Genomic DNA, 23753 nt, shown 5'->3' on the forward strand with positions numbered 1-23753 from the left:
CGATGCCATGCGCAAGCTCGCCGCTCTGCTGCTCGCCTGCTCAATGGCCCTCGCCGCCTGCTCGGACGCAGGGCAGGAAGGGTCCGCGCCCGCGCGCCCGGGGCCTTCGGCAGCGACCGGGTCGCCGAGCGCGTCGGTGCTCGGTCCGTCGCAGAGGGTCAAGGTCGAGGTGCCGTCCGGGCTCGCGTCCGCGCCGTTCAACCAGGACCGATACCTGCAGCTGCCCGCCGGCTGGACCGCGGCCGTCTACGCGCGGGTGGACAAGGCTCGGTTCATGGCCCTGACGCCCGGCGGCGACCTGCTCGTGTCGCAGCCGGGGGCCGGAAAGGTGCAGGTCGTACGCGCGGGCGCGGTGTCGGAGTTCGCCACCGGGCTTCGGCAGCCGCACGACATGCTGTTCGCGCCGGTGAACGGGCAGATGTTCCTGTTCATCGCCGAGTCGAACCGCGTCGTGCGCTACCCCTACACCAACGGCGACCTGAAGGCCCGCGCCGGCCAGGTAGTCGTCGACGGGCTGCCCGACACCAGCACACCGGAGCTGCGCGGCGCCTACGCGCACGTCCTCAAGAACATCGCGGTACACGGCGAGACGCTGTACGTGTCGATCGCCTCGACCTGCAACGCGTGCGTCTCCGACACCGTGAGCGACCCGCAGCGTGCCACGATCTACGCGTACGCGGCCGGCGGTACCAACGCGTCCCGGCGCCTCCTCGCGCGCGGCATCCGCAACGCCGAGGGTCTCGCGTTCCGACCCGGCACCGACGAGCTCTGGATCGTGGTCAACAACCGCGACAACACCCTGGTCCCGGACGACCGCGACGTTGACGGCGACGGCCAGTCCGACAAGGGCAAGAAGATGCCCCAATTCGTCGACGACTATCCGCCGGAGGAGTTCATCAAGGTCCGCGACGGCGGCTTCTACGGCTGGCCGTTCTGTAACCCGGACCCGGGCCAGGGCCTGCACAACATGGGCTTCCTGCGCGACTACGAACTCAACCGCGACGGCTCGAAGGCCGACTGCACCAAGGCCGACCCGATCGACCTGGGCCTGCCCGCCCACAGCGCGCCCCTGGGCCTGACCTTCTACAACGGCGCCGCGATCGTGCCGCTGCACGGCTCCTGGAACCGCACGAAGCCCGCCGGCTACAAGGTCCTCTACATCCCGTGGACCCTCACCGGCCCAGCCGACCCGGTCGACCTGGCGACGGGCTTCGTGGGCGCCGACGGCAAGGCGTGGGGCCGTCCGGTCGACGCCGCAATAGGCACCGACGGCACCATTTTCATAAGCGACGACGCCGGGGGTACTGTCCTGCGCCTGACGCCTCCGCGCGCCAACTAACCCCACCACCACCACCCACGCGCCCGCACCGCACCGCACCTACGGAGGCCGCGCACCCGCGCCCGCCTCACCTACGGAGGCCGCGCACCCGCGCCCGCCTCACGTCGCGCGTCCCACTCGCCCGTGCGTCACGCGCCCGCGCATCCCCGTGCCCGCCGCACGTCACACGCCCCCGCGCCCGCGCGTCAACGCAGCCGCGCCCCGTGCCCGCGCCGCCCCCGCGCGTCACGCGTCTACGCAGCCGCGCCTCCGCGCGTCACACCCCCGCCTGTGCAGCCATGCGCCCGCGCAACCCTGTAACCACATGCTCGCGCAGCCACGCGCCCGCGCCGCCCCCGCGCGTCATGCCTCCGCCTGTGCATCCATGCGCCCGCGCAACCGTGTAACCACATGCCCGCGCAGCCACGCGACCGACGCTTCCGGCCATCACATGCCCGCGCAGCCGCGCGCCCACGCGACCGACGCATCCCAGCACCACGAGCTCCCACGTCCGAACCTCACGCGCCCGCGCGGGGCAGTCTGATCGCCGGAACCGGAGGCTCCTGGCGGCTGTTGTCGGATGGCCGCAGGGAGGAGTTCGCGCGCGGGCGCCTAGTGTATAAGTCGGGTTCATGTTCTGGCGGGAACTCGGGTCCGGGGAGTGGCAATGAGTGAGGTTCGGCGGCGTCTGGGTTCCCTGCTGGGCATGTGGGACACCGTCGCCACCGTGAACGGCAAGGTCACCATGCGCGGCTGGGCGAGCTTCGCGTGGGCCGACGACGGAGAGTTCCTGGTCCAGCGCGCGGACGCGGACCCGCCCGGCGACGACGTGCCGCGCGAATGGATCGAAAATTCACCGTTCCCGACCACATCGGTCATCGGCTATGACGATGGAAGCAAGATGTTCACGATGTTGTACTCCGACCGCCGCGGCGTACTCCGGGCGTACGGGATGGACGTCGACGGCGGCACCTGGCGCATCTGGCGCGCGGCCGAGGGCTTCAACCAGCGCTTCACGGGCACGATCACCGCGGACGGCAAACGCATCGACGCGCACTGGGAGATGTCCAAGGACGGCCTCAAATGGTCGAAGGACTTCGATCTGACCTACACGCGCAACTGACCGCCCGGAGCCCGCTTCGGCCGCCACGCCGCTCCGGCCACCACGCCGCTCCCGGCCGCCGCGACCGCTCTCGAGCCGTTCGAGCCCGCGCGGTTGCGCCCAACCCGTACGGCGACGCGACGTTGCCTGCGCGCATCACGTCCGGCCGGTGTGGCACACCGCAATCACGCGCGGCCGCCGGTGATGTCTGACCGGGACCCGGCTCGTGGCAGCGCCGGGATCCGCTCCCGCTTCCCGCTTCCCGCTTCCATGATGCTGGGCTTCGGGGCCACGCCAAGATCAATGCTGTCAGCCGTGAGCTTCTCCGACGAGTCCGGCCACCGCGTCGGCACAGCCCCAGGACAGCGTGACGCCCGCGCCGCCGTGGCCGTAGCAATGCACGAGCCGTGTACGACCCGGGAGCCCCGCAGCGTCCACCTCGACCCGCGGCCCACCCTCCCGCGCCGGCCGCAACCCGGCCGCCTCCCACAACGGCCGCGCCCCGGCGAGCTCCGGCACCAGCTCCGTACACCGTTCCAGAATCGCCACAGTGGTAGCCGGATCGGGCCGCTCGTTCCAGTCCCCAGCCTGAAAGGTGCCCCCGAGCACGATGTCCCGGGAGCGCGGATGCACATACGTCATGCCCCTTGGATGCCCCTCATCCCGCACCGACGTCTCCAGCCCCGGATTGGCCACGCCGACGATCTGCCCGCGAGCCGGGAAGACCGCCGGATCATCCGCGAGGACGCGCGAAGCCAGCCCGGTCGCATTGACCACCGTCCCGGCCTGGCCACCGAGCTCAGCCAGCCGCCCCACGCGCCCGCGCGCGACGACGCCGCCGTTGGCGCGGACGCGATCGACGAGCCACTGGAGGTACACCTCCATCTCGGCCGAAGGCACAGTGAACCGCCATTCCCCCGAGTGCACCGCGAAGTCCGGCACCGCCGCCGCCCACCAGGGAGCGCTGTCCGCACCGTGACCAACCACCATCCGGGTGGGTCGCCGGGCGACGCCGGGAACACCGTCAGCGGCCTGCGCCATGAGTTCGTCGAACGCCGCCCGCGCCCACGCCAGGACGCGCGGATCGCCCTCAGTGTGCGTCGGGTACCAGACCGCCGCCGCGAGCCGGGAAACCGTCCGCGCCGGCTCATCGGCGGTCAGTACCCGCACCCGCGCGCCGGCCTCCAGCAGCCGTATCGCACAGGTGAGCCCGATGATCCCCGCCCCGAGCACGACAACGTCATCCATGACTCAAGGCAACCGCTCTCGTCCGCCGTTGTCCAAGGCGGACGGGTTACCACGTGATAAGCCCGCCTTATGACCGCCTGCGGCGGGCGCGCCTATGCTCGGTCGATGGAACCGCTGGATCTGCGGCGGCTGCGATACTTTGCGGTGCTCGCCGAGGAACTGCACTTCACCCGCGCGGCCGCGCGGTTACGGATCGCGCAGCCGGCCCTGAGTCAGCAAGTTCGCACGCTGGAGCGGGAGGTCGGCGCCCGGCTCGTCGAGCGCGGCGCGGGCGCGTGTTCGCTCACCCCGGTCGGTTCGGTCGTCGCGACCGAAGCGGCGCTACTGCTCGCCCAGGCCGGTAGCGCGCGGGAGCGCATCGAGGCGGCCGCGCGGGGGCAGGGTGGCCGGATCCGGCTGGCATACACGCGCTCGGCTCGTGGCGGGCGGGTCGACGCTCTGGTCGAGCGCTTCCGGGCGCAGAACCCGCTCGTCGAGGTGCTGCCGGAGACCGGCTGGCACGCCCCGAACGTTGCGGGGTTGATCGCCGGGCGGTATGACGTGGCGTTCGTCCGGCCACCGCTCGACGAGCCCGGCATCCGCTGGCGGCTGGTCGGCACCGAGGAGCTGCGTCTGGCCCTGCCGGCCGGCCATCGCCTCGCCCACCTGCGCCGGGTACCGCGGGAGGCGGTCGCCGGTGAGCCGGCGGTGATGTGGCCGCGCGAGAACGGGCCGGGCATGTTCGACCGCATCGTCGCGCAGGTGTGGCCGGCCGGGATCAACCTGGTCCGCTACGAGCCGGATGACGAGCAACTCCTGCGCGCGGTCGCGGCGGGCGGGGTCGTCGCGGCGGTGCCCGAGGGCCGCGCGAAGGCCCTGCGACTCCGCGGGGTGGTACTGCGCCGCCTCACCCCGCCGGCGCCGACCGTCGACATCGGACTCGCCTGGAACGTCCGCACCGCAACCCCGGTCGTGCAGCGCCTCCTCGCGACCCTGGACGACCTCGGCTGACCGGCCGCCGAACGGCCGCCATCCCCGTCTCACCCTCCGTCGCCGTACGTGCGAAGCGATTCAGTCTTCGATGAAGGCGAGCAGGTCGGCGTTGAACGCGGCCTCGTAGGCGCCGCTGATGCCGTGGGGCGCCCCCGGGTACACCTTCAGGCTTGCGTTCTTCAGCAGTCGCACTGTTTTCACCGCCGCGGCCTGAATCGGCACGATCTGGTCGTCGTCGCCGTGCGCCACGAACACGGGAATGTCGATGCGTTGCAGGTCCTCGGTGAAGTCGGTTTCGGAGAACTCGCGCACACAGTCGTACGCGGCCTTGAGCCCCACCTGCATGCTCAGCCTCCAGAACTGCTCGCGCAGACCCTCGGACACGGTGTTGCCGGGGCGGTTGGCACCGTAGAACTGGATGCTGAGGTCGCGGTAGAACTGGGAGCGGTCCGCGATCATGCCGGCGCGGATGTCGTCGAACACGGCGCGCGGGCTGCCCTCCGGGTTGGTGTCGGTCTTGAGCATCAGCGGCGGTACCGCACTGGCCAGCACCGCCTTGGCGACGCGCGACGTGCCGTGGCGGCCGAGGTACCGGACGACCTCCCCGCCGCCAGTGGAGTGTCCGACCATGATTGCGTCGGTGAGGCCGAGCTGGTCCATCAGCTCCGCCAGATCGTCGGCGTAGGTGTTCATGTCGTTGCCCGGCCACGTCTGCGTGGACCGTCCGTGACCGCGGCGGTCGTGCGCGACCGCGCGGTACCCCCGCGAGGCGAGCAGCATCAGTTGGTCGTCCCAGGCGTCGGCGCTCAGGGGCCAGCCGTGGCTGAACATGACGGGGCGGCCGGTTCCCCAGTCCTTGTAGAAGATCTGGGCGCCGTCGGACGTGTTGATGAAGGGCATGGTGTCTCCTCGCGGGGCCGGATGCGAGCCGGGTCGGGCGACCTCCCGCTGGGTCTGACCGCACCAGGCTCGATGAACCTCGCCCTCTCGGGTGGCGCGGGCGCGCGGGCGCGGCGGCCTTAAGGAGCGGTAAACCGTACCTCAAGTGAGAGCGCTCCATTGACCGATATTCATAAAGGTTATTTACTGTTAACAATCCTTCCCTTACATTGAGCGGCATCACCCCCTGCTGGAAGGAGCGATTGGATGCGCAAAGCGATCGCTGCGATACCTCTGACGCTGGCCGCTGTGGCCGCCGCCCTCGTTGCGACGGCGGCACCCGCGTCCGCGCACGGGTACATCTCCTCACCGCCCAGCCGCCAGGCGATGTGCGCCCAGGGCCGCGTGGCCAACTGCGGCGAGATCGTCTATGAACCGCAGAGCGTCGAAGGGCCAAAGGGTCTGACGAGCTGCAGCGGCGGCAACAGCCGGTTCTCGCAGCTCGACGACCCGAACAAGGGTTGGCCGGCTACGTCGGTCGGCAACACCGTCGTCTTCAACTGGGTGTTCACCGCCCGCCACGCCACGGCGAACTTCGAGTACTTCGTGGGCGGCACCCGCATCGCCAACATCGACGGCGGCAATCAGCAGCCGCCCGCTACCGTCTCCCACACGGTGAGTCTCGGCGGCCGCACCGGCCGGATCCTGGTGCTGGCCCGCTGGAACATCTCCGACACCGGCAACGCGTTCTACTCGTGCGTCGATCTGCAGGTCGGCACCGGCGGCAACCCGACGCCGACGCCTACCCAGCCGTCGCCGTCCCCGACGCGTCCGAGCCCCACACCCACCACCTCCCCGACCCCCACGCAGCCGCCCGGGGGCACGACCACCTGGGCCGTCGGCACCGCGTACAAGGTCGGCGACCGCGTCACGTACAGCGGCGTCACGTACCAGTGCCGCCAGGCCCACACCGCGATCGCCGGCTGGGAACCGCCCAACGTCCCGGCCCTGTGGCAGCGGGTCTGACCAGGCAGTACCGCTGAAGCAAGGGTGGCGTTGCGACCATCGGGACGCCGCTCCCGCGCGCAAGGAGACCAATGAAACGCATCGCGCTCCTGCTCGCGGCGTTCCTGCTGGCCGGCTGCACCGCCGCCCCGGTGCAGCCGGCTCCGGCCGGCACCGAGCAACGCGTCTTCAACGACACCGACGTCATGTTCAGCCAGATGATGGTCGCCCACCACGGTCAGGCGCTGGAGATGGTGCGCCTGGCCCGCACCAGGGCCGTCCGCGAGGACCTGCGCACCCTCGCGGCCGCGATCGACGTCACCGAGACCGACGAGCTCAGGACGATGCAGGTCTGGCTCGACTCGTGGGGCCGGCTGCCCACCACCGACGCGTCCGCGCACGCCGGCCACGGCGGTGCCCACGGCGCCGACCCCGACGACCTCAAGGCACTCCAGGCCGCGACCGGCACCGACTTCGAGACCAAGTTCCTGAACCTGATCATCGCCCACCAGCACAACGCGATCGAGATCGCCCGGATGGAGACCAGCACCGGCGTCAACCCCGGGGCGCTCGACCTCGCGAAGCGCATCGACGAGTCGCGAACCGCCGAGATACAGCAGATGCTCCGGTACCTCAACGACCCCGCCTGACCCGGCGACCCTCACGGACCGTAGGGCTGCCGCGCCCGCGCGCGCCTTGACGAAGGCTTCCCGGACCAGGCCAAATCCCGCGCCCGCGCGGGTCGCATGAAGCTTCACCCTGGCCGCCCGAGGTCAGCGCGGGTGCTTGGCGCGTGGAGGCCCGAGCCGGCCGGCCCGAGACCCGCGCCGGTGCGTGTTGCGCTGCGACGATGCCCGCGTGGATCGGGCCGAAGCCCGCGACCGCGCGGAGGTGCCTCCCGATCAGGCCGGTATGCGCCTCCGCGCGTGCGTCAGGGCCGCGGTCGGTCCGTTCACTCGCAGCCGATGCCGTCGTGGTCGGTGTCGAGGCGGTACGGGTCGCTGCCGATGACCTGGACGGGGCCCTTGACGTAGGACGGGCCGTCGCCGGAGCCGCCCGCGCAGTCGACGTCGACCGGGTCGTTCGGGACGCAGGGGGTGTAGTTCGGATTGCAGTTCTGCGCCGGAGGCTTGGTCGTGGACTTCGTCGGCGGCTTGGTGGTCGGCGGCTTCGTCGTCGCGGCCTTCGTCGTCGGCTTCGAGTCCGTCGTGGCCGCGGGGGCCGGCGCGGTGGTCGTGGGCGCGGACGCGTCTGTGGTCGGCGGCGGGGCGGTCGTGGTCTGCGCGTTGACGGTCGGGGCGGTGGACGGCGGCGCATCGCTGACCGGGGCTCCCAGCGCCCCGTTGCGTGCGGCGTCCTGCGGCTTCGATGGCTGCTCCTGGTTGCCGGCGGCGGCGATCACGATGCCGCAGAAGACGAAGAGCCCGAGGACTCCGGCGGCCAGGACGAGGTACCAGCCGTGCTTCCGCGGCCCGCGGCCGATCGGCGGGCCGCCCGGTTGCGGCGGGCCGTACTGCGGGCCGGCGACCTGCGTGGAGCCCGTCCACGGGCCGCCGGGCCGCACAGGTCCGGTCGGCGGTCGGCTGAATTGCGCGGCACCGGTCCACTGGCCTTCCGTGTGCGCCGGGCCCGCCTGCGGCCCGCCGGCTTGTGCGGGGCCGGTCCACGGGCTGCCAGGCTGCGCAGGACCACTCGGCGGGCCGCTGACTTGTGCGGCGCCCATCCACGAACCACTGGCCTGTGTGTAGCCCGGCCGCGGGCCGCCCGGGAGCGGACCGGTGCCGTGCTGGCCACCCGCTAGAGGTGAGGCGGCCCAGGTGGTGTCGGCCAGCGGGATTCCGGAAGTCGGAGGCGCGCTCTGCGGAGGGCCCGGCACGTAGAACGACGTGGAGCCGGTCAAGGAGCCGAAGGGCCGGTCGAGCGGGCGCGGCGCCGGGCCGTACACGTCCGTGCGGGCACCACCCGGTCCGGCGGGGGACTGCGGGACGGGCGCGGGCGCGTCGTGGCGGCGGTCGGGGTTGTTCGCCGTGGCGTGGGTGTGGTCCGCGTGGCCCGGCTCCCCGTCGGGATCACCGGGCTGGCCGGGCGCGGAGGCGGGGAGACCGTGCTGCCCGGGCCGCCAGGGGTCGGTACCTTGCGGTCGCTGAGAGGTCACGAGCCGAAGTCTGCGCGGGTGCCCGCGCGCGGGGGAGCGGCCGAATGGCCCTCTCCGGCCTCGTTCGGTGGCGAACAACCCGCATTCGGTGGTTGCCGGATCGGAAGATCGGCGGCCGGGGATCGGCCGTCGGTCGACCTGTTCCGGGTCGTGTCGCAGCACCGCTACGACACCGCCGCACCGAGCGTGGCGTCCCTCCTCGTGACCGTCGGCGCCAAGCCGCTCCACCCGGTGCGACGACGACGAACATCGTTCGGGCCGCTCTCGAGCCGTCGGAGTCAGAGCGGATTCGGCCCAGCCCGGTTCGGGATCGACGCGGAGCCCCGTGTGGCGGAGCCCCATGGCGCTAAAGCCCGCGTGACGGAGTTCCACCGCGCATAGCCCCGCGTGGCGGAGCCTCAGTGCGCAAAGCCCCGCGTGGCGGAACCCCAGTGCGCAAAGTCTGGCTTGGCCGAGCCCTAGTGCGCGAAGCCCCTCGTGGCGGCGCAAACCCGTCGTCGTCCCGGCTGATACGAGGCGGCCACATCCGCGCGGTGGGGGATCGCAAGTGACCGTCGGCGGGCGGAGGCGCGGGAGCGGCGAGGTCGTTACCGTGGCGGGCAGGACCGGGCTTGTGAGGTTGGAGGCGGCGAATGGGTGAGCGGCTGCGGAACTGGGCCGGGAACATCGAGTTCAACGCGGCGCGGGTGCATCGGCCCGGGAGCGTTGAGCAGGTGCAGGAGATCGTGGCGGCGACGGAGAAAGTGCGGGTGCTCGGGACCGGGCACTCGTTCAACACGATCGCCGACACCGACGCCGACCTGGTCAGCGTGGCCGGGTTGCCGGCCGACATCCGGATCGACGCCGACGGCGGGACGGTCAGCGTCGCGGGCGGGGTGCGGTACGGGGAACTGGCGCGGAAGCTCGACGCGGAAGGCTACGCCCTGCACAACCTCGGGTCGCTGCCGCACATCTCGGTGGCGGGCGCGGTCGCGACCGGGACGCACGGGTCCGGTGTGCGGCTCGGGAATCTCGCCACCGCCGTCGCCGGGGTCGACATCGTCGCCGGCAGTGGCGAACTGGTGTCGCTACGGCGCGGAGACCCGGAGTTCGACGGGGCCGTGGTCGCGCTCGGGGCGCTCGGCGTCGTCGTGCGGGTCACGCTCGACATCCAGCCGCGTTACCAGATCAGCCAGCACGTCTACGAGCGGCTCCCGCGTGCCCAGCTCGACGCGCACTGGGACGAGATCGCCTCCGCCGGCTACAGCGTCAGCCTGTTCACCGGCTGGCACGGCGACACCGTCGACCAGGTCTGGGTCAAGCGGCGCGACGAGGACGCGCCCGCGCCCCCGGAGCTGTTCGGCGCGGTCGCGGCTCCCGGCAAGCGGCACCCGATCGCGGTCATGTCGCCGGAGCACTGCACGGAACAGGGTGGCGTGCCCGGGCCGTGGCATGAGCGGCTGCCGCATTTCAAGCTCGAGTTCACGCCCAGCAGCGGGGAGGAGCTGCAGTCGGAGTACTTCGTGGCGCGCGCGGACGCGGTGGCCGCCTTCGCGGCCGTCGAACGGGTCCGTGACCTGGTCACCCCGGCCCTGCAGATCTCCGAGATCCGTACGATCGCGGAGGACGCGCTCTGGCTCAGCCCGCACTTCGGGCGCGACAGTGTGGCGCTGCACTTCACGTGGGTACCAAATCTGGATCTTGTTCTTCGGGCCGTTGACGCGCTGGAAGAGGCACTCGCGCCGTATGCGCCGCGCCCGCACTGGGGCAAGGTCTTCCGGAGCGCACCGGCGTATCCGCGCGGGCGCGATTTCGCCGCCCTCGCCGCTCGGATGGACCCCGCGGGCGCGTTCCGCAACGCGTTCGTGGAGCGCCATCTGGCCGCGGAGTAGATTTCCACCCGTGCGTATCGCTCGTTTCGCCCACAGCAGTGGCATGTCGTTCGGAGTCGTCGAGGGTGAGCCGTCGTCCGGTGCTTCCGGGCTGACCGTCGCCGAGATCGACGGCCATCCGTTCGGGGAGATCAAGTTCACCGGCCAGCGCTGGGCCGTCGCCGACGTGCGGCTGCTCTCGCCGATCCTGCCCAGCAAGGTGGTGTGCGTCGGGCGCAACTACGCCGACCACGCGGCCGAGCTGGGCAACGAGGTGCCGAAGGAGCCCCTGCTCTTCCTCAAGCCGTCCACGTCCGTGATCGGTCCCAACGACGCGATCCGGATCCCCCCGCAGTCGCAGCAGGTCGAGCACGAGGCCGAGCTCGCCGTCGTCATCGGGGTCACCGGCGCGCGCCGGGTCGACCGCGCGGGCGCGGCCGCGGCCATCTTCGGCTACACCTGCGCCAACGACGTGACCGCGCGTGACCTGCAGCGCAAGGACGTGCAGTTCACTCGCGCGAAGGGCTTCGACTCGTTCTGCCCTATCGGCCCGTGGATCGTGACCGGCATCGACGTCAGCGACGTCGAGGTCCGCTGCGAGATCAACGAGGAGGTCCGCCAGCTCGGCCGGACCAAGGACATGGTGTTCGACGTGCCGACCCTTGTGTCATATGTGTCACATGTGATGACGCTGCTCCCGGGCGACGTGATCCTCACCGGCACCCCGGCCGGTGTCTCCCGGATGGTCAGCGGCGACGAGGTCGTGGTCTCGATCGAGGGCGTCGGCGCGCTCAGCAACAAGGTTCTCACCTTGGAATAGGCGTGTTGCCGACAACCGATTTGGCTAGGGGGAGGACCTCCGGTAAAGTTCTCTTTCGGCGCGGTAAGCGCCAATGGGGTATGGGGTAATTGGCAGCCCGGCTGATTCTGGTTCAGCTAGTCTAGGTTCGAGTCCTGGTACCCCAGCACCGCAGCAACATCGCGGTGCTGTAGTGTTCGGCCGCAAGTCAGCACCAACAGCACGTACTGGGGCCCCGTCGTCTAGCGGCCCAGGACGCCGCCCTCTCAAGGCGGTAGCGCCGGTTCGAATCCGGTCGGGGCTACCACGCGCGCAGACCAGCCGCTCCGAGGCGCCAGACCTCAGAGCGGCTGATTTGTTTCCCGGGAACTTTTCGCGCGCCGCACAAGGCCAAGGCCCACCGCGGCCGACGCTCAGGGCCCCGAGGTCTCCCTCGGGGCCCGTTCCGCGTCTAGGCCAAGATCAGGCGGGCGTGCACGACCATGTCCGCGCCCGCGCGCTCCGCGGTCACTCCGAGCGCCTGAACCGGCCCGCCGACCGAATCTCCGGTGAAGTACGCCGCCGCGACCGGGCTCGCGACCGCGCCCGCCATCGCGCGTTTGAACAGCGGACTGTCCGCTAGCCGCGAGGTCGCGCCCGCATACGTCGGCGAGCGCAGCACCACACGGTCCTCGTGCTGCTCAACGGCCGTCTTGTTGATCTTCGTCAGATCGCCGAGATCCCGTACCACCCGCGCGGCCGCGGCGGCGTCCGCCATCCGCAGATCGAGCAGCAGCGGCGCCCCCGCCGACTCATCACCCGCCTTGCCGGCCACCGTGAACGACACCGTCCGCGCCGCGCCCAGCTCCGACTCCAGCGTCGCCGCCAGCTTGTCGAACTGCACCATCGGCTGCAGCCCGTTCAACTGGCCCGGGTCGAGGAACACGACCGAGCCCTCGTTCTGGAGACGCTCCAGCAGCTCTGGATGCTCCTGCAGGTACTTCTCGAACGCCGCCTCGTCGTCCGGCGTGAACTCCGGCGGGCCGCCCTCCGCGACCGCGCCCATGCTCAGCCCGCCGAACATGCTCAACGGGAGGTACCCGGCGTCCGCGCCGAAAAGCTTCGACAGGTCCCCGAGCGGCCCCGCGAGGACGCCCGCCGCGGACGCGTCGCCGGAGAGGGCACCGAGAGCGTTCACGACGTCCGTTTTTGCTCCGGGGGTACTGCCTGGAAGCCCGTCGACCCCGATCAGCCGCACGGTCGCCTCAAGGGCGTCATCAGCCGCTCGCACACCGACGACCGCGACCCCGTTGAGGTCCGGCACCGGCTGGACATCGCTCAACGCCGGCCCGCCACTCGCGGCCGGCCCGGCGCTCACACCCGGACCCGGGCCCGCGCCCGCGCCCCCGCGCAGCTCCGCGATGTACTCCTCCTCGACCGCCGGGCTGAGCTTGCCCGCCGCGGCCAGGTCCGCCCAGCCGAGCAGTGGCTGGTCACCCGGGAGCGTCGCGACCGAGCTGCGGAACACGCCGTTCTGCGACAGCGGGGCCCGCTTCGCCTCCCCGGCTGCGGCCGTCGCGCTGCCCTGGGCGTCCGACTCGTCGAAGGCCATCAGGACGTACCCGTCCGCGACCACGAAACCGACCCGGTCCGTGCCCCGCCTCTGCTGCACCGCCTCCAGCGACGCCCGCGCCTGCTTGGCGTCCTTGGTCGACGCCGCGACGAGCGTCACGGCCCGGTTCGGATGCGCGGGCGCGGCCCACATCGCCACCCCGATCCGGTCGTCGAACCAGGGCGCCACGTCGGCGTACGTGATCGGCGCCTCCAGCTGCTCGAACGCCTCGCGCTTGACGTCCTCGAGCTGCGGCCCGCCGGTCGACTTGCGCAGCAGCTCCTCGAACTTGACCCGCTGCCCCAGACCCGGGCTCAGGTCGATCCGCGCGAACGCCGCGACCGTGCCCGGCAGCCGCTCTTCGGGCAGCGCGCCGGACGGCTTCTCCCAGCGCTGCATCACCGCGTACGCCGTGCCGGCCGCCAGCACCGCCACCACCGCGGCCGCGGACCCGAGCACGAGGGCGAGCCGGCGGCGCGGCCGCGCGGGCGCGTCGAAGGTCATCGCGTCGGCGGACAGGGCACCGGTGAGCGCGGCCTCGACCGGGGTGAAGGTACTGGCGGGGGCAGCGGCCACGACCACCGTCCTACCCGCCTCCGCGCATTCGTCTGCCTCGGTGCGCACCTCGGCTTCGGTGTGCAACTCACCCTTCGGGTACGCGTCCGCGCCTGTACCTGCCGCGTTGGGCGAACCTGCGATTGGGCCGGCGTCGTACGAGGCGACTTCGTTCAGCGCGGCGTCGGGGCTGCGGGTCGGCGCGGATTCAACCGGCTCGAGCAACATCGGCGCGGGCGCGTCGGACTCGGGCGTCACGGCCACCAGCGTGTTGGACCCGGGCGTCACGGACTCAAACGTCACCGGCTCAAACGTCACTGGTTCGGGCGCGACGGGCTCGGGCGTCACGGGCGCGGGCGCGACGGACTGGGGCGCGATCAGGTCAGACGCGATCGGCTCGGATGCTGGCTGCGAGGATTCCAGTGGCGCGGGCGCAGACGGTGCGGCCGACGCAGGCGCCGGCGAGAGTGGCGCGGATATGGGCGGCTCGGGCGCCGGATGTATGGGCTCGGATGCCGCGGCATCCCCGGTGAATTGTGACGGATTGTCCGTCGGTGACATGGTTCTGCCTCCCCGCGCTGATGTGAGCGAGATGCTAGCGGGGGCCGGTGATCGTCATGAATCCCCCGAACCGGCCGCTTCCGTGCGGGAGCGGTGGAGATGGGAGCGTGGCGATGGGAGCGGTGGTAACGGGGGAGGTGGCGGTGGGGCGGTGGCCCTGCCGGTGGTCCGGATCTTGACAGTAGTTCGGACCTTGGCGCTGGCCTGGGCCGCGGCGACGTCGGCGCTGCCGCGGCGACCCGGGTCCTCGGATTGGAGTCCGAGCCGGGGTCGGCCGTGGCAGCGCGCGGTCGCGTCGTGATGGTGCGTTGGTCGGTCGCCTCGGCGCACCAGTCTGGAGCCGGTGGAAGTGTGCGCGGTCGCGTCCCGGTGGTGATGTCCGGTCGGGACGCGCTGGCCCGGGCCGCACGGACGTCGGCCAGTACGGTCTCCCGCTCGGCGGCTGGGTGATGTGTGGAGCCGCCGCCCGAGCGGCCGCCGTCGTCTTCGCTGTGTGTTGCGCAGGTTACAGCTGGGTGGCGATGCCGAGGATCGCGGCGAGGAACACGACGAGGGCGACGATCAGCGACATGCACCCGCCACGGCCGCTGCCACTGTCGCCGGACTGGGCCGGCGGCGGAACCTGCGGCGTCGAGGGTGACTCGGGCGCGTCCGGGCCGCTGGGTCCGTGCCCGGATGGGCTGGCCGGCGTGCCGGACGTGTGGGTGGAGTGGATGCCCGCGGAGCCGTCCGGCTCGGGGCTGGCTGGTGTATTCGAATCGGGCACTGGCGTTCCTTCCAGCTGATGCGCTCCGGGACCGCGCCCCGGATTCCGCCGATGTACTACGCGCCCGCGCCGGTACACCCGGAACTCCGCACGGCACGCCCCGCCGATCGTATGCGCGTCCGCCCGCCGCGCAACCCGCACGACCCACCTCCCAGCATCCCCAGCCACCGTCGATGCCCTCCGCGACTGCGCACGCCGCGTGCAGCGTTCACGCGACCGCGCGCGTCTCTGCACCCGAGGGCCTCTGCACTCCAAACTCGCGCACGTCTGCGATGGGCACCTCGGCGCCCAAGGGCTGGTAGGTCCAGCGCGAACGAAATCCGGCACGTCAACCCGGCGAAAGCGGCACGTCAGCCCAACGAAAAGCGGCCCGGCCGAAGCCGAGCCGCCCGCCGAAGTAGCTGAACCACTGATGCTGCGCCGAGAGCTGAGGAACCGGCGAATTGTCAGCCGGCCGTGGTGTACGAACCCGGGCCCCGAAAGCCCGGTACCTACAGGCCCGACAACCGCTGCCCCGCCCGTACCACGGCCATCGCGTGCCGATCCCCCGGGCGGCGCCCCAGGCGCTCTATCGGCCCGGAAACGCTGATCGCCGCGATCACCCGCCCGGTGCGGTCCCGGATCGGCGCGGACACGCTCGCCACGCCCGGCTCCCGCTCGGCCACGCTTTGCGCCCAACCGCGCCGCCGCACCTCCGCGAGGGTGCGGCCGGTGAACTTGCACCTTGGCAGCAGCGGCATCACCGCCTCCGGCGGCTCCCAGGCCAGCAGAACCTGGGCGGCCGAACCCGCCGTCATCGGCAGCACGGCGCCGATCGGCACGGTGTCGCGCAGGCCGCTGGCCCGTTCGGCGGCGGCGACGCACAGGCGTTCGTCGGCGCGGCGGAGGTACAGCTGCGCGCTCTCACCCGTCGCATCGCGCAGTGCGGTCAGCATCGGCTCGGCGGCGGTCAGTAGGACGTCGGGCGCGGCGTTGGCCAGCTCGCCCAGGCGCGGGCCCGGGCGCCAGCGGCCCTGGGCGTCGCGGACGAGTAAGCGGTGGATTTCCAATGCCTGTGCCAGGCGGTGCGCGGTGGCGCGCGGAAGCTTGGTCCGCTCCACCAGTTCCGCCAGGCTGGCGCCGTCGACGCAGGCGGCAAGGATGACCACCGCCTTGTCGAGCACGCCGACACCGCTCATACTGTGTCCCACAGACCGAAACATACCTCCCAAATTTTAGGATGTCCAGATGGTGGGAGAAGCACAACCGCAAGCTCAGGAGCGGCCGCGGACCCTGGCGGAAAAGGTGTGGGACGCGCACGTCGTGCGGTCCGCCGACGGCGAGCCCGACCTGCTCTACATCGATCTGCACCTGGTGCACGAGGTCACCAGCCCGCAGGCGTTCGACGGCCTGCGGATGTCCGGGCGGCCGGTCCGCCGGCCCGACCTGACGATCGCGACCGAGGACCACAACACGCCGACCGACAATCTGCTGACGATCAGCGACCCGGTCTCCCGCACGCAGATCGAGACGCTGCGGCGCAACACCGAGGAGTTCGGGATCCGCGTGCACTCGCTGGGCGACTCCCAGCAGGGCGTCGTCCACGTCATGGGACCGCAGCTGGGCCTCTCCCAGCCGGGCATGACCATCGTGTGCGGCGACTCGCACACCTCCACGCACGGCGCGTTCGGCGCCCTCGCGTTCGGTATCGGCACGTCCGAGGTCGAGCACGTCCTGGCGACGCAGACGCTGTCCCAGGCGCGCCCGCGCACCATGGCGGTCAACGTCGTCGGTGAGCTCGGGCCCGGAGTCACCGCCAAGGACCTTGTGCTGGCCCTCATCACGCAGGTGGGCACCGGCGGCGGGCGCGGGCACGTGGTCGAGTACCGCGGCCCCGTGATCGAGGCGCTGTCGATGGAGGGTCGGATGACCATCTCCAACATGTCGATCGAGTGGGGCGCCAAGGCCGGCATGATCGCGCCGGACGAGACCACGTTCGCCTATATCGAGGGCCGGCAGTACGCGCCGAAGGGTGCCGACTGGGACCGGGCCAAGGAGTACTGGCGGAGCCTGAGCACCGACGAGGGCGCCAAGTTCGACACCGAGGTGACGCTGGACATCTCGCAGCTGACCCCGTTCGTCACCTGGGGCACCAACCCCGGCCAGGGCGCGCCGCTCGGCAGCGTGGTGCCCAGCCCGGACGACTTCACCGAGAACGCCGAGCGCGTCGCGGCCGAGAAGGCGCTGGAGTACATGGCGCTGACCCCCGGCACGGCGCTGCGCGACGTCGCGATCGACGTGGTGTTCCTGGGCTCCTGCACCAACGGCCGGCTCGAGGACCTGCGCGCGGCCGCGGACGTGCTGCGCGGGCGCCGGGTCAGCGAGAGCGTCCGAATGCTCGTCGTGCCCGGATCCGCGTCCGTGCGCGCGGCCGCGGAGGAGGAGGGCCTCGACAAGGTCTTCACGGAGGCCGGCGCGGAGTGGCGTTTCGCGGGCTGTTCCATGTGTCTGGGTATGAATCCGGACACACTCAAGCCCGGTGAGCGCTCCGCTTCGACCTCCAATCGCAACTTCGAGGGCCGTCAGGGCCGCGGCGGCCGCACGCATCTCGTGTCGCCTCCGGTGGCCGCCGCAACCGCCGTCGCGGGTCATCTCGCCGCCCCCGCCGACCTGAACTAAAAGGGACAACGGACACATGGAGAAGTTCACCGTCCACACCGGCACCGCGGTTCCGCTGCGCCGGTCCAACGTGGACACCGATCAGATCATCCCCGCCGTCTACCTCAAGCGCGTCACCCGCACCGGGTTCGCCGACGGGCTCTTCAACGCCTGGCGCTCCGACCCGGAATTCGTCCTCAACAATCCCGCGTATGAAGGGGCCTCGATCCTTGTGGCGGGGCCCGAGTTCGGCACCGGCTCATCGCGTGAGCACGCTGTTTGGGCTTTGCAGGACTACGGTTTCCGGGCCGTCGTGGCGCCGCGTTTCGGCGACATCTTCCGGGGCAACGCGCTCAAGGGCGGCCTGCTGCCGGTCGAGATCGGCACCGAGAACGTCGAGGCTCTGTGGGCCGCGATCGAGGCCGACCCGAAGCTTGATGTAACGGTCGACCTCCAGGCTCGCCAGTTGCGCGCGGGCGACCGGGAATGGGACTTCCCACTGGACGATTTCAGTCGCTGGCGGTTGCTGGAAGGACTCGACGACATCGGTCTCACCCTTCGCCACGAGGGTGCTATCACCGCCTTCGAACAAGGCCGTCCGGAGTGGACACCCGTCGTTCGCTAGCCCCCGCAGGGCGTCTCGACGAGCCTCCGGCCAAATCCGTTACTCCACAACGATTTCTTTTCCGTCATATGTTTGTATCCTGTGTGCGTTGGGATACCTTGCCCACAGGGACTTCAATTTCCAGTACGGGAGGAAACAACGTGAACAAGGCCGAGCTCATCGAGGCGCTCAGCGCTCGCCTGGGCGACAAGAAGTCGGCGAACGCGGCGCTGGACGCGGTGCTGGCCGAGATCCAGGCCGCCGTGACCAAGGGCGACAAGGTTGCCATCACCGGCTTCGGTGTCTTCGAGAAGCGCATCCGCGGTGCGAGAACCGCCCGCAACCCGCGCACCGGTGAAGCGGTGAAGGTGAAGAAGACGTCGGTTCCCGCCTTCCGCGCGGGCGCCAGCTTCCGTGAGATGGTCGCCAGCGGCAAGGTGCCGAAGGTCGCCGCCGCGAAGAAGACGACCACCGCCGCCGCCACGAAGGCCACCACGGCCAAGGCGACGACCGCCAAGGCCACCACGGCGAAGGCGACTACGGCGAAGGCCGCTCCGGCCAAGGCCGCCGCGACCAAGACCGCCCCGGCCAAGGCCACCGCGGCCAAGACCGCTCCGGCGAAGAAGGCCGCCACCAAGACGACCCGCGCCGCGGCGTCGACGACGGCTCGCAAGACCACGACGGCCACCACGGCCGCCGCCAAGAGCACCACCGCCGCGAAGAAGGCCCCGGCCAAGAAGGCCGCCGCCAAGTAAGCGCACGCACCGAAAAGGGCGGCGCCGCAATCGCGGCGCCGCCCTTTCGCGTTTCCGGCAAGCGCTATCGCAGGGTCACCGGCGCCAGCCGGTCGCGCCCGGCGAGCCGCCCCTCGGAGAAACACAGCACCCAGCCCGCGCCCTTGCGGGTGTGGAAGTTGACGTCGGCCCGGCCGGTGAGCGCCTTCAGCATCGGCGGCATGAGTTTTCCCTGACTGCAAATCACGGTGGTACCCCCACGGCGCGCCCAAGCCGCCAGCGCCTCCGCGGCCGGGCCGGGCTCCGCGTCCTCGTCGAAGGCCGGCTCGATCGCCACCGGCAGGCCCAGCGGCTCGACTGTCTGCCGGCAGCGCACCGGGGTGGCCGACACCACCCGATCCGGCCGCAGCAGCGTCAGCAGGCCGCTCAGGGCCCGCGCATCACGCTCCCCGGCCGTCTCCAGGGGCCGCTCAGCGTCCGGGCCCGACCATTCCTTGCGCTTGCCGGCCTTCGCGTGCCTGACCAGCGCCACCACCGACGTCACGGGCGGCACATCCAGGAACGCACGCACAACGCCGCGGTCATGCGCGTAGCTCAGCATCGTGTGGGCCTCGGTCGCGGGGACCCACCGGGCCTCCTCGATCTCGTGGTCGGCCGGTCGCGGCGCCCACGCGACCGCGCGCATCGACCAGAAGTCCACGCTCTTCTCCACGCCGGGCTCGCCGGTCAGGTATCGCACCGACGGCAGCCGCACCTGCGGCACCGCCTCCACCGAGGTCTCCTCGAAGACCTCCCGGACCGCGGCGGTCAGCTCGTGCTCACCCGGATCGAGCTTGCCCTTCGGCAGCGACCAGTCGTTGTATCGGGGGCGGTGCACCAGCACGATCTCGGTCACCCCGGCGCCGGAACGCCGCCACACCACGCCGCCCGCCGCCCGGACCAGCGAGTTCACCTCAGCCATGCGATGTTCTTTTCCTCCATGACCATCTCCCACACTGCCGGAAAGTCCGCGCGGGCGCGGGTCACCGTCGCCCGCTCGCGCTCGAAGAGCCGCCCGGCCGTCACCGCGAGGTCGTGGTCGTCCGGCGAGGCCGCGGCGACCGCCAGCCACGCGTCCCCGGCGATCGCCGCGTCCTGGTGCTCGCCCAGCACACCTTGCGCCCGCGCGACCGCCTTGGCCAGCAGACGCGCCTGCGGGCCCATCACCGCCGTCACCGCGTCGGCGGCATAGCGGGCGCGTTTGGCCCGCTTCCGGACCTCGTGCCAGTCGAAGTCGGGCAGATCCGAGGTCAGCTCACCCGCCCCGACCACGTCGCCGCCGCCCTCCACGAGGCGCCGCCACGGCTTGCGCACGATGTCCGCGAGGACGTCCTCGGCCTCCTCCCAGGCCGGTGGGGCCAGGCGAGGTGCCTCGACGGCCTCGATGAGCGCGTCGAGCAGTTTGACGTACCGCCGCGAATGCAGTGCCTTGTCGAGGTTTCGCAGCGCCGCGTCCTGCTGCTTCGCCAGCGCGGTGTCGATCCGCGCGACCGCGCGCGAGTCGACCGGCACCAGCGGATCGGCGGCGGCGGTGCGGAACAGCCGTTCGCGCAGCACTTCGACGTCGCGGGCGCCCCCGAGCGCATCGGCCAGCCAGGCCAGGTCCTCCCGCAGCCGCGCCGTCCACCGCGGGTCCAGCAGGGCCTGGAAGGTCTGCAGGTCGCTGCGCAGGCGCCGGGTGCCGACCCGCATCTGATGCACCGGGGTGTCGCCGTTGGGCATCGTCTCGCGCAGCCGGGCGAACGGGTCGTGCTTGAAGATCCGGGTCACGTCGCGCCGGATCGCCTCGGTGACCACGTCGCCGGCGTAGGTGACGCGCGGCCGTGCGGGCGCGGCGAGCAGCGGCCCGTCCAGCGACCCGAGCGCCTCCATGGCCCGCAGGTGCTTGGGCACGAATGCCTCCGCGCCGGTCCCCGCCCGCGCGCCCGCGGCCAGCAGTAGCTTCTCGATGTCGTCCAGCACCGCCCGGTCGCCGTCGACCAGCTCCACCTCGATCTCGCGGAACCGCAGCGCGACGTCGCGCCCGTCGAGCACGCTGACCACGTCATCGGCGACTTCGGCCAGCAGCCGGCCATCGGGCCCGCTCACCTCGTACACGGTGCGCACCGTGCGCAGCACCGCGGCCGGGGTGAGCGCGCGCCCGCGCCGGTAAGCCGTGACGAGGTCCAGCAGCGCTGGTGGTACCACGCCCGCGCCCTGCGACGGCCGCGAGTGCTCGTGGCGCACACCGGCCCGCGACGTCGGCAGTTTCACCGTCCACACCTTGGACGCGGCGTCGCCCTTGCGGTACCGCAGCGAAATCCCGTGGCGGGTCAACAGCCGCTCGGGGGTGTCGTAGTAGGTCGCCCGCAGCGTGACCGGCTCCCGCGCGTTCACCCGCCCGGCGGCGCCGAGGTCGGGCATGGTGAACCCGTCGCCGGCCAGGTACTTGCGCTCTTCCTCAAGCATCCAGCCACCCTAAAGAGGTCGACCCGGGTCACTCCACCCGGTCGACGATGCGGCGCAGCAGCGCCTCCTGCGGGTTCTTGCCCGGCCGGCGGTGCCACACACCGCTGCCCGAGAGCTCGAACGCCCCGGTGTCGTCGTTCATCATCAGGCTCAGCACCCGGTGCAGCTCGTCCGTCGAGGCCGGGTCCGTGACCTGGACCAGCGCTTCCACGCGGCGGTCGAGGTTGCGGTGCATGAGGTCGGCCGAGCCGATCCAGTACTCCGCGCGGGCGCCGTGGCCGAACCGGAACACCCGCGAGTGCTCCAGGAACCGGCCCAGAACCGACCGGACCCGGATGTTCTCCGACAGGTCCGGCACGCCCGGCCGCAGCGCGCAGATGCCGCGCACGATCAGGTCGACCCGCGTCCCCGCGCGGCTCGCCCGGTACAGCGAGTCGATGACCTCCTCGTCGACCAGCGAGTTCACCTTGAGCTGGACGAGCCCGTCCGCGCCGTACGCGACCTCGCGCTCGATCCGCTCGATGATCCCGCGGCGCACCCCGTGCGGCGCGACCAGCAGCCGGCGGTACGACGTCTGCCGGCTGTAACCGGTCAGCACGTTGAACAGGTCGGTCAGGTCGGCGCCCACCTCCGGATCGGCCGTGAGCAGCCCGTAGTCCTCGTACAGCCGCGCCGTCTTCGGGTGGTAGTTGCCGGTACCGATGTGGCAGTAGCGGCGGATGTGGTTGCCCTCCTGGCGCACCACCAGGGCCGTCTTCGTATGCGTCTTGAGGCCGACCAGGCCGTACACGACGTGGCAGCCGGCCCGCTCCAGCGTCCGCGCCCAGCCGATGTTCGCCTTCTCGTCGAAGCGCGCCTTGACCTCGACCAGCACGACGACCTGCTTGCCGGCCTCGGCCGCGTCGACGAGCGCGTCGACGATGGGGGAGTCGCCGCTGGTCCGGTACAGCGTCAGCTTGATGGCCAGCACGTTCGGGTCGGCCGCGGCCTGCTCGACGAAGCGCTGCACGCTCGTGGAGAACGAGTGGTAGGGGTGGTGCACGAGGATGTCGTGGTCGCGCAACCGCGCGAAGACGCTGCGCGGCGTCTCACCTTCTGCGAAGTGTGGGTGCGTAGCGGGTACGAACGGCGGATCCTTCAAATCCGGACGGTCGACACCGTTGTAGACCTCCCACAACGCGGTCAGGTCGAGCCACCCGGGCACCCGCAGGACGTCGTGAGAGTCCATGTCCAGCTCGCGGACGAGCAGCTCCAGCACGTGGTCCGAGATCGACGCCGCGACCTCCAGGCGCACCGGCGGCCCGAAGCGCCTCCGCGCGAGCTCGCGTTCGAGAGCCTGCAGCAGATCCTCGTCGCGGTCCTCGTCGAGCTCGACCTCGGCGTTGCGGGTCACCCGGAACAGGTGGTGCTCCAGCACCTGCATGCCCGAGAACAGCTGCCCGAGGTGCGCCGCGATGAGCTCCTCGACCGGCAGGAAGCGCATCACCCGCGCCCCGTCGCGCGCGGCGTGCAGCGCGAAGAAGCGCGGCACGTTGTTCGGCACCTTGATCCGCGCGAACAGCTCCGGCCCGCCGTCCTTCTCCCGCACCACGACGGCAAGGTTCAGCGACAGCCCCGAGATGTACGGGAACGGGTGCGCCGGGTCGACCGCCAGCGGCGTCAGCACCGGGAAGATCTGCTCGCGGAACGACGCGCGCATCCGCTCGCGCTCGGCCGGGTCCAGCTCCGCCCAGCGAACGATGTGGATGTTCTCCCGGGCCATCGCCGGCGCGATCTCGTCGGCGAACACCCGCGACTGCCGCGACATCAGCCCCGACGTGCGCTCGGCGATCTGCTCCAGCTGCTCCGTCGGCGGCAGAAAGCCGGGGAGCCGCCGCACGGGCAGACCGGTCTGCAGGCGCCGCTTCAGGCCCGCGACGCGCACCATGTAGAACTCGTCGAGGTTGCTGGCGAAGATCGCGAGGAACTTGGCCCGTTCCAGCAGGGGCGTCGCGGGGTCCTCGGCGAGAGTCAGCACCCGCGCGTTGAAGTCCAGCCAGGAGAGCTCGCGATTGAGATACCGGTCCTCCGGCAGAGGCTTTTCCTCCTCTGGTACTGCCACAGCGCTCCCTTCCGACCCGAACCATTCCGCATCGGCGTCTTCGTCGCCATCGAGCGCGTCCGCGCGCTGGGCGGCCGGAGACGTCTTGGGGTTACCCAGAACTGCCGCCGGCTGATCCAGGGGCGTGGAAGCGCCCTCGACCGGCTGGGCGGCGGTGGCCGGACGGGCCGGGACGGCAGGCGTCACCGGGGCGGCTTTGACGGCCGGCGTCGCTTTGACGGCCGGCGTGGCCGGCACGGCCGGTTTGAGGTCGGCGAGTGGCTCGGTCGTCTTGCGCACCGGCGTGGCCGTCGCGGTGGCCGCGGGCCTGGTCGCGGAGCGCGACGTAGCGGCCGGGCGGGCGGCTTTGGCGGCCGGTCCGTCGGGCTCCGCCGGCGTTTCGGTCGGCG

19 protein-coding genes and 2 tRNA genes are annotated in these 23753 nt (G+C 71.5%); 12 read left to right on the forward strand and 9 right to left on the reverse strand.

Annotation, left to right across the window (positions count from 1 at the left end):
• Positions 1–7 precede the first annotated feature (7 nt).
• Positions 8–1339 (forward strand): PQQ-dependent sugar dehydrogenase, encoded by a 1332-nt coding sequence (locus ACIA8L_RS06500; protein ID WP_395901103.1) that lies wholly within the window; start codon positions 8–10, stop codon positions 1337–1339.
• Between the two features lie 646 nt (positions 1340–1985).
• Complete coding sequence (locus tag ACIA8L_RS06505; RefSeq protein ID WP_395901105.1) at positions 1986–2441, forward strand: hypothetical protein; 456 nt, start codon at positions 1986–1988, stop codon at positions 2439–2441.
• A gap of 288 nt (positions 2442–2729) precedes the next feature.
• On the opposite strand, the gene ACIA8L_RS06510 is transcribed toward ACIA8L_RS06505, so the two are convergent.
• A complete protein-coding gene (locus ACIA8L_RS06510) occupies positions 2730–3668 on the reverse strand; it encodes an FAD-dependent oxidoreductase (RefSeq protein WP_395901107.1) in 939 nt (312 codons plus the stop codon).
• Positions 3669–3773: 105 nt separating this feature from the next.
• On the opposite strand from ACIA8L_RS06510, the gene ACIA8L_RS06515 reads away from it, so the two are divergent.
• Positions 3774–4658 (forward strand): LysR substrate-binding domain-containing protein, encoded by an 885-nt coding sequence (locus tag ACIA8L_RS06515; RefSeq protein WP_395901109.1) that lies wholly within the window; start codon positions 3774–3776, stop codon positions 4656–4658.
• Between the two features lie 60 nt (positions 4659–4718).
• On the opposite strand, the gene ACIA8L_RS06520 is transcribed toward ACIA8L_RS06515, so the two are convergent.
• Complete coding sequence (locus ACIA8L_RS06520; protein WP_395901111.1) at positions 4719–5540, reverse strand: alpha/beta fold hydrolase; 822 nt, start codon at positions 5538–5540, stop codon at positions 4719–4721.
• A gap of 246 nt (positions 5541–5786) precedes the next feature.
• Here ACIA8L_RS06520 and ACIA8L_RS06525 point away from each other — a divergent pair, with 246 nt between their 5' ends.
• Together ACIA8L_RS06525 and ACIA8L_RS06530 are read left to right on the forward strand one after the other, a co-directional pair.
• On the forward strand, positions 5787–6545 hold the full coding sequence (locus ACIA8L_RS06525) for a lytic polysaccharide monooxygenase (protein ID WP_395901113.1): 759 nt from the start codon (positions 5787–5789) through the stop codon (positions 6543–6545).
• A 71-nt stretch (positions 6546–6616) separates the two neighbouring features.
• The gene (locus ACIA8L_RS06530) at positions 6617–7174 is read left to right on the forward strand and encodes a DUF305 domain-containing protein (RefSeq protein WP_395901115.1); all 558 of its coding nucleotides are present in this window, start codon (positions 6617–6619) and stop codon (positions 7172–7174) included.
• Between the two features lie 302 nt (positions 7175–7476).
• On the opposite strand, the gene ACIA8L_RS06535 is transcribed toward ACIA8L_RS06530, so the two are convergent.
• Positions 7477–8679: a hypothetical protein gene (locus ACIA8L_RS06535; protein ID WP_395901117.1), complete on the reverse strand. Its 1203-nt coding sequence runs from the start codon at positions 8677–8679 to the stop codon at positions 7477–7479.
• Positions 8680–9311: 632 nt separating this feature from the next.
• Between ACIA8L_RS06535 and ACIA8L_RS06540 the strand changes: the two genes are divergently transcribed.
• The 4 genes from ACIA8L_RS06540 to ACIA8L_RS06555 all read left to right on the forward strand — a co-directional run bounded on the left by ACIA8L_RS06540 (position 9312) and on the right by ACIA8L_RS06555 (position 11635).
• The gene (locus ACIA8L_RS06540; protein WP_395901118.1) at positions 9312–10550 is read left to right on the forward strand and encodes an FAD-binding protein; all 1239 of its coding nucleotides are present in this window, start codon (positions 9312–9314) and stop codon (positions 10548–10550) included.
• Between the two features lie 10 nt (positions 10551–10560).
• Positions 10561–11349 carry a fumarylacetoacetate hydrolase family protein gene (locus tag ACIA8L_RS06545; protein WP_395901120.1) on the forward strand — a complete coding sequence of 263 codons (789 nt, stop codon included), beginning with the start codon at positions 10561–10563 and terminating at the stop codon, positions 11347–11349.
• A gap of 74 nt (positions 11350–11423) precedes the next feature.
• A tRNA-Gln gene (locus ACIA8L_RS06550) sits at positions 11424–11495 on the forward strand.
• 64 nt (positions 11496–11559) lie between these two features.
• Positions 11560–11635 (forward strand) — tRNA-Glu (locus ACIA8L_RS06555).
• 144 nt (positions 11636–11779) lie between these two features.
• On the opposite strand, the gene ACIA8L_RS06560 is transcribed toward ACIA8L_RS06555, so the two are convergent.
• The 3 genes from ACIA8L_RS06560 to ACIA8L_RS06570 form a co-directional block, all read right to left on the reverse strand.
• Positions 11780–13495, reverse strand: coding sequence for a hypothetical protein (locus ACIA8L_RS06560; RefSeq protein WP_395901122.1), 1716 nt, complete (start codon positions 13493–13495; stop codon positions 11780–11782).
• Positions 13496–14540: 1045 nt separating this feature from the next.
• On the reverse strand, positions 14541–14801 hold the full coding sequence (locus ACIA8L_RS06565) for a hypothetical protein (protein WP_395901124.1): 261 nt from the start codon (positions 14799–14801) through the stop codon (positions 14541–14543).
• 491 nt (positions 14802–15292) lie between these two features.
• Entirely contained in the window at positions 15293–15979 is a 687-nt protein-coding gene (locus ACIA8L_RS06570) for an IclR family transcriptional regulator (protein ID WP_223101757.1), read from the reverse strand.
• A 49-nt stretch (positions 15980–16028) separates the two neighbouring features.
• On the opposite strand from ACIA8L_RS06570, the gene leuC reads away from it, so the two are divergent.
• From leuC to ACIA8L_RS06585, 3 genes are all read left to right on the forward strand, one after another.
• Positions 16029–17459 carry a 3-isopropylmalate dehydratase large subunit gene (leuC, locus tag ACIA8L_RS06575; protein ID WP_395901126.1) on the forward strand — a complete coding sequence of 477 codons (1431 nt, stop codon included), beginning with the start codon at positions 16029–16031 and terminating at the stop codon, positions 17457–17459.
• 16 nt (positions 17460–17475) lie between these two features.
• Entirely contained in the window at positions 17476–18063 is a 588-nt protein-coding gene (gene leuD / locus ACIA8L_RS06580; protein WP_395901128.1) for a 3-isopropylmalate dehydratase small subunit, read from the forward strand.
• 140 nt (positions 18064–18203) lie between these two features.
• Positions 18204–18797 (forward strand): HU family DNA-binding protein, encoded by a 594-nt coding sequence (locus ACIA8L_RS06585; protein WP_395901130.1) that lies wholly within the window; start codon positions 18204–18206, stop codon positions 18795–18797.
• A gap of 64 nt (positions 18798–18861) precedes the next feature.
• Here ACIA8L_RS06585 and ACIA8L_RS06590 read toward each other — a convergent pair whose 3' ends face one another.
• The 3 genes from ACIA8L_RS06590 to ACIA8L_RS06600 are packed head-to-tail and all read right to left on the reverse strand — an operon-like array spanning position 18862 to position 23550.
• On the reverse strand, positions 18862–19737 hold the full coding sequence (locus ACIA8L_RS06590; RefSeq protein WP_395901132.1) for an NUDIX domain-containing protein: 876 nt from the start codon (positions 19735–19737) through the stop codon (positions 18862–18864).
• On the reverse strand, positions 19725–21263 hold the full coding sequence (locus ACIA8L_RS06595; RefSeq protein WP_395901134.1) for a CHAD domain-containing protein: 1539 nt from the start codon (positions 21261–21263) through the stop codon (positions 19725–19727). The genes ACIA8L_RS06590 and ACIA8L_RS06595 overlap by 13 nt, the downstream gene beginning before the upstream one ends.
• A gap of 28 nt (positions 21264–21291) precedes the next feature.
• Positions 21292–23550, reverse strand: a complete 2259-nt coding sequence (locus tag ACIA8L_RS06600) for an RNA degradosome polyphosphate kinase (protein WP_395901762.1) — start codon at positions 23548–23550, stop codon at positions 21292–21294.
• Positions 23551–23753: the final 203 nt, after the last annotated feature.

The organism is Dactylosporangium sp. NPDC051541 (genome assembly GCF_044454505.1).
Classification (GTDB): Bacteria; Actinomycetota; Actinomycetes; order Mycobacteriales; family Micromonosporaceae; genus Dactylosporangium.

Bases quoted from the DNA above. Each gene is read 5' to 3' on its own strand.
- ACIA8L_RS06520 (WP_395901111.1), bottom strand. From the start codon at position 5,540: ATGCCCTTCATCAACACGTCCGACGGCGCCCAGATCTTCTACAAGGAC.
- ACIA8L_RS06500 (WP_395901103.1), top strand. From the start codon at position 8: ATGCGCAAGCTCGCCGCTCTGCTGCTCGCCTGCTCAATGGCCCTCGCC.
- leuC (WP_395901126.1), top strand. From the start codon at position 16,029: ATGGTGGGAGAAGCACAACCGCAAGCTCAGGAGCGGCCGCGGACCCTG.
- ACIA8L_RS06515 (WP_395901109.1), top strand. From the start codon at position 3,774: ATGGAACCGCTGGATCTGCGGCGGCTGCGATACTTTGCGGTGCTCGCC.
- ACIA8L_RS06570 (WP_223101757.1), bottom strand. From the start codon at position 15,979: ATGAGCGGTGTCGGCGTGCTCGACAAGGCGGTGGTCATCCTTGCCGCC.
- ACIA8L_RS06525 (WP_395901113.1), top strand. From the start codon at position 5,787: ATGCGCAAAGCGATCGCTGCGATACCTCTGACGCTGGCCGCTGTGGCC.
- ACIA8L_RS06505 (WP_395901105.1), top strand. From the start codon at position 1,986: ATGAGTGAGGTTCGGCGGCGTCTGGGTTCCCTGCTGGGCATGTGGGAC.
- ACIA8L_RS06510 (WP_395901107.1), bottom strand. From the start codon at position 3,668: ATGGATGACGTTGTCGTGCTCGGGGCGGGGATCATCGGGCTCACCTGT.
- ACIA8L_RS06595 (WP_395901134.1), bottom strand. From the start codon at position 21,263: ATGCTTGAGGAAGAGCGCAAGTACCTGGCCGGCGACGGGTTCACCATG.
- ACIA8L_RS06540 (WP_395901118.1), top strand. From the start codon at position 9,312: ATGGGTGAGCGGCTGCGGAACTGGGCCGGGAACATCGAGTTCAACGCG.
- ACIA8L_RS06530 (WP_395901115.1), top strand. From the start codon at position 6,617: ATGAAACGCATCGCGCTCCTGCTCGCGGCGTTCCTGCTGGCCGGCTGC.
- leuD (WP_395901128.1), top strand. From the start codon at position 17,476: ATGGAGAAGTTCACCGTCCACACCGGCACCGCGGTTCCGCTGCGCCGG.
- ACIA8L_RS06590 (WP_395901132.1), bottom strand. From the start codon at position 19,737: ATGGCTGAGGTGAACTCGCTGGTCCGGGCGGCGGGCGGCGTGGTGTGG.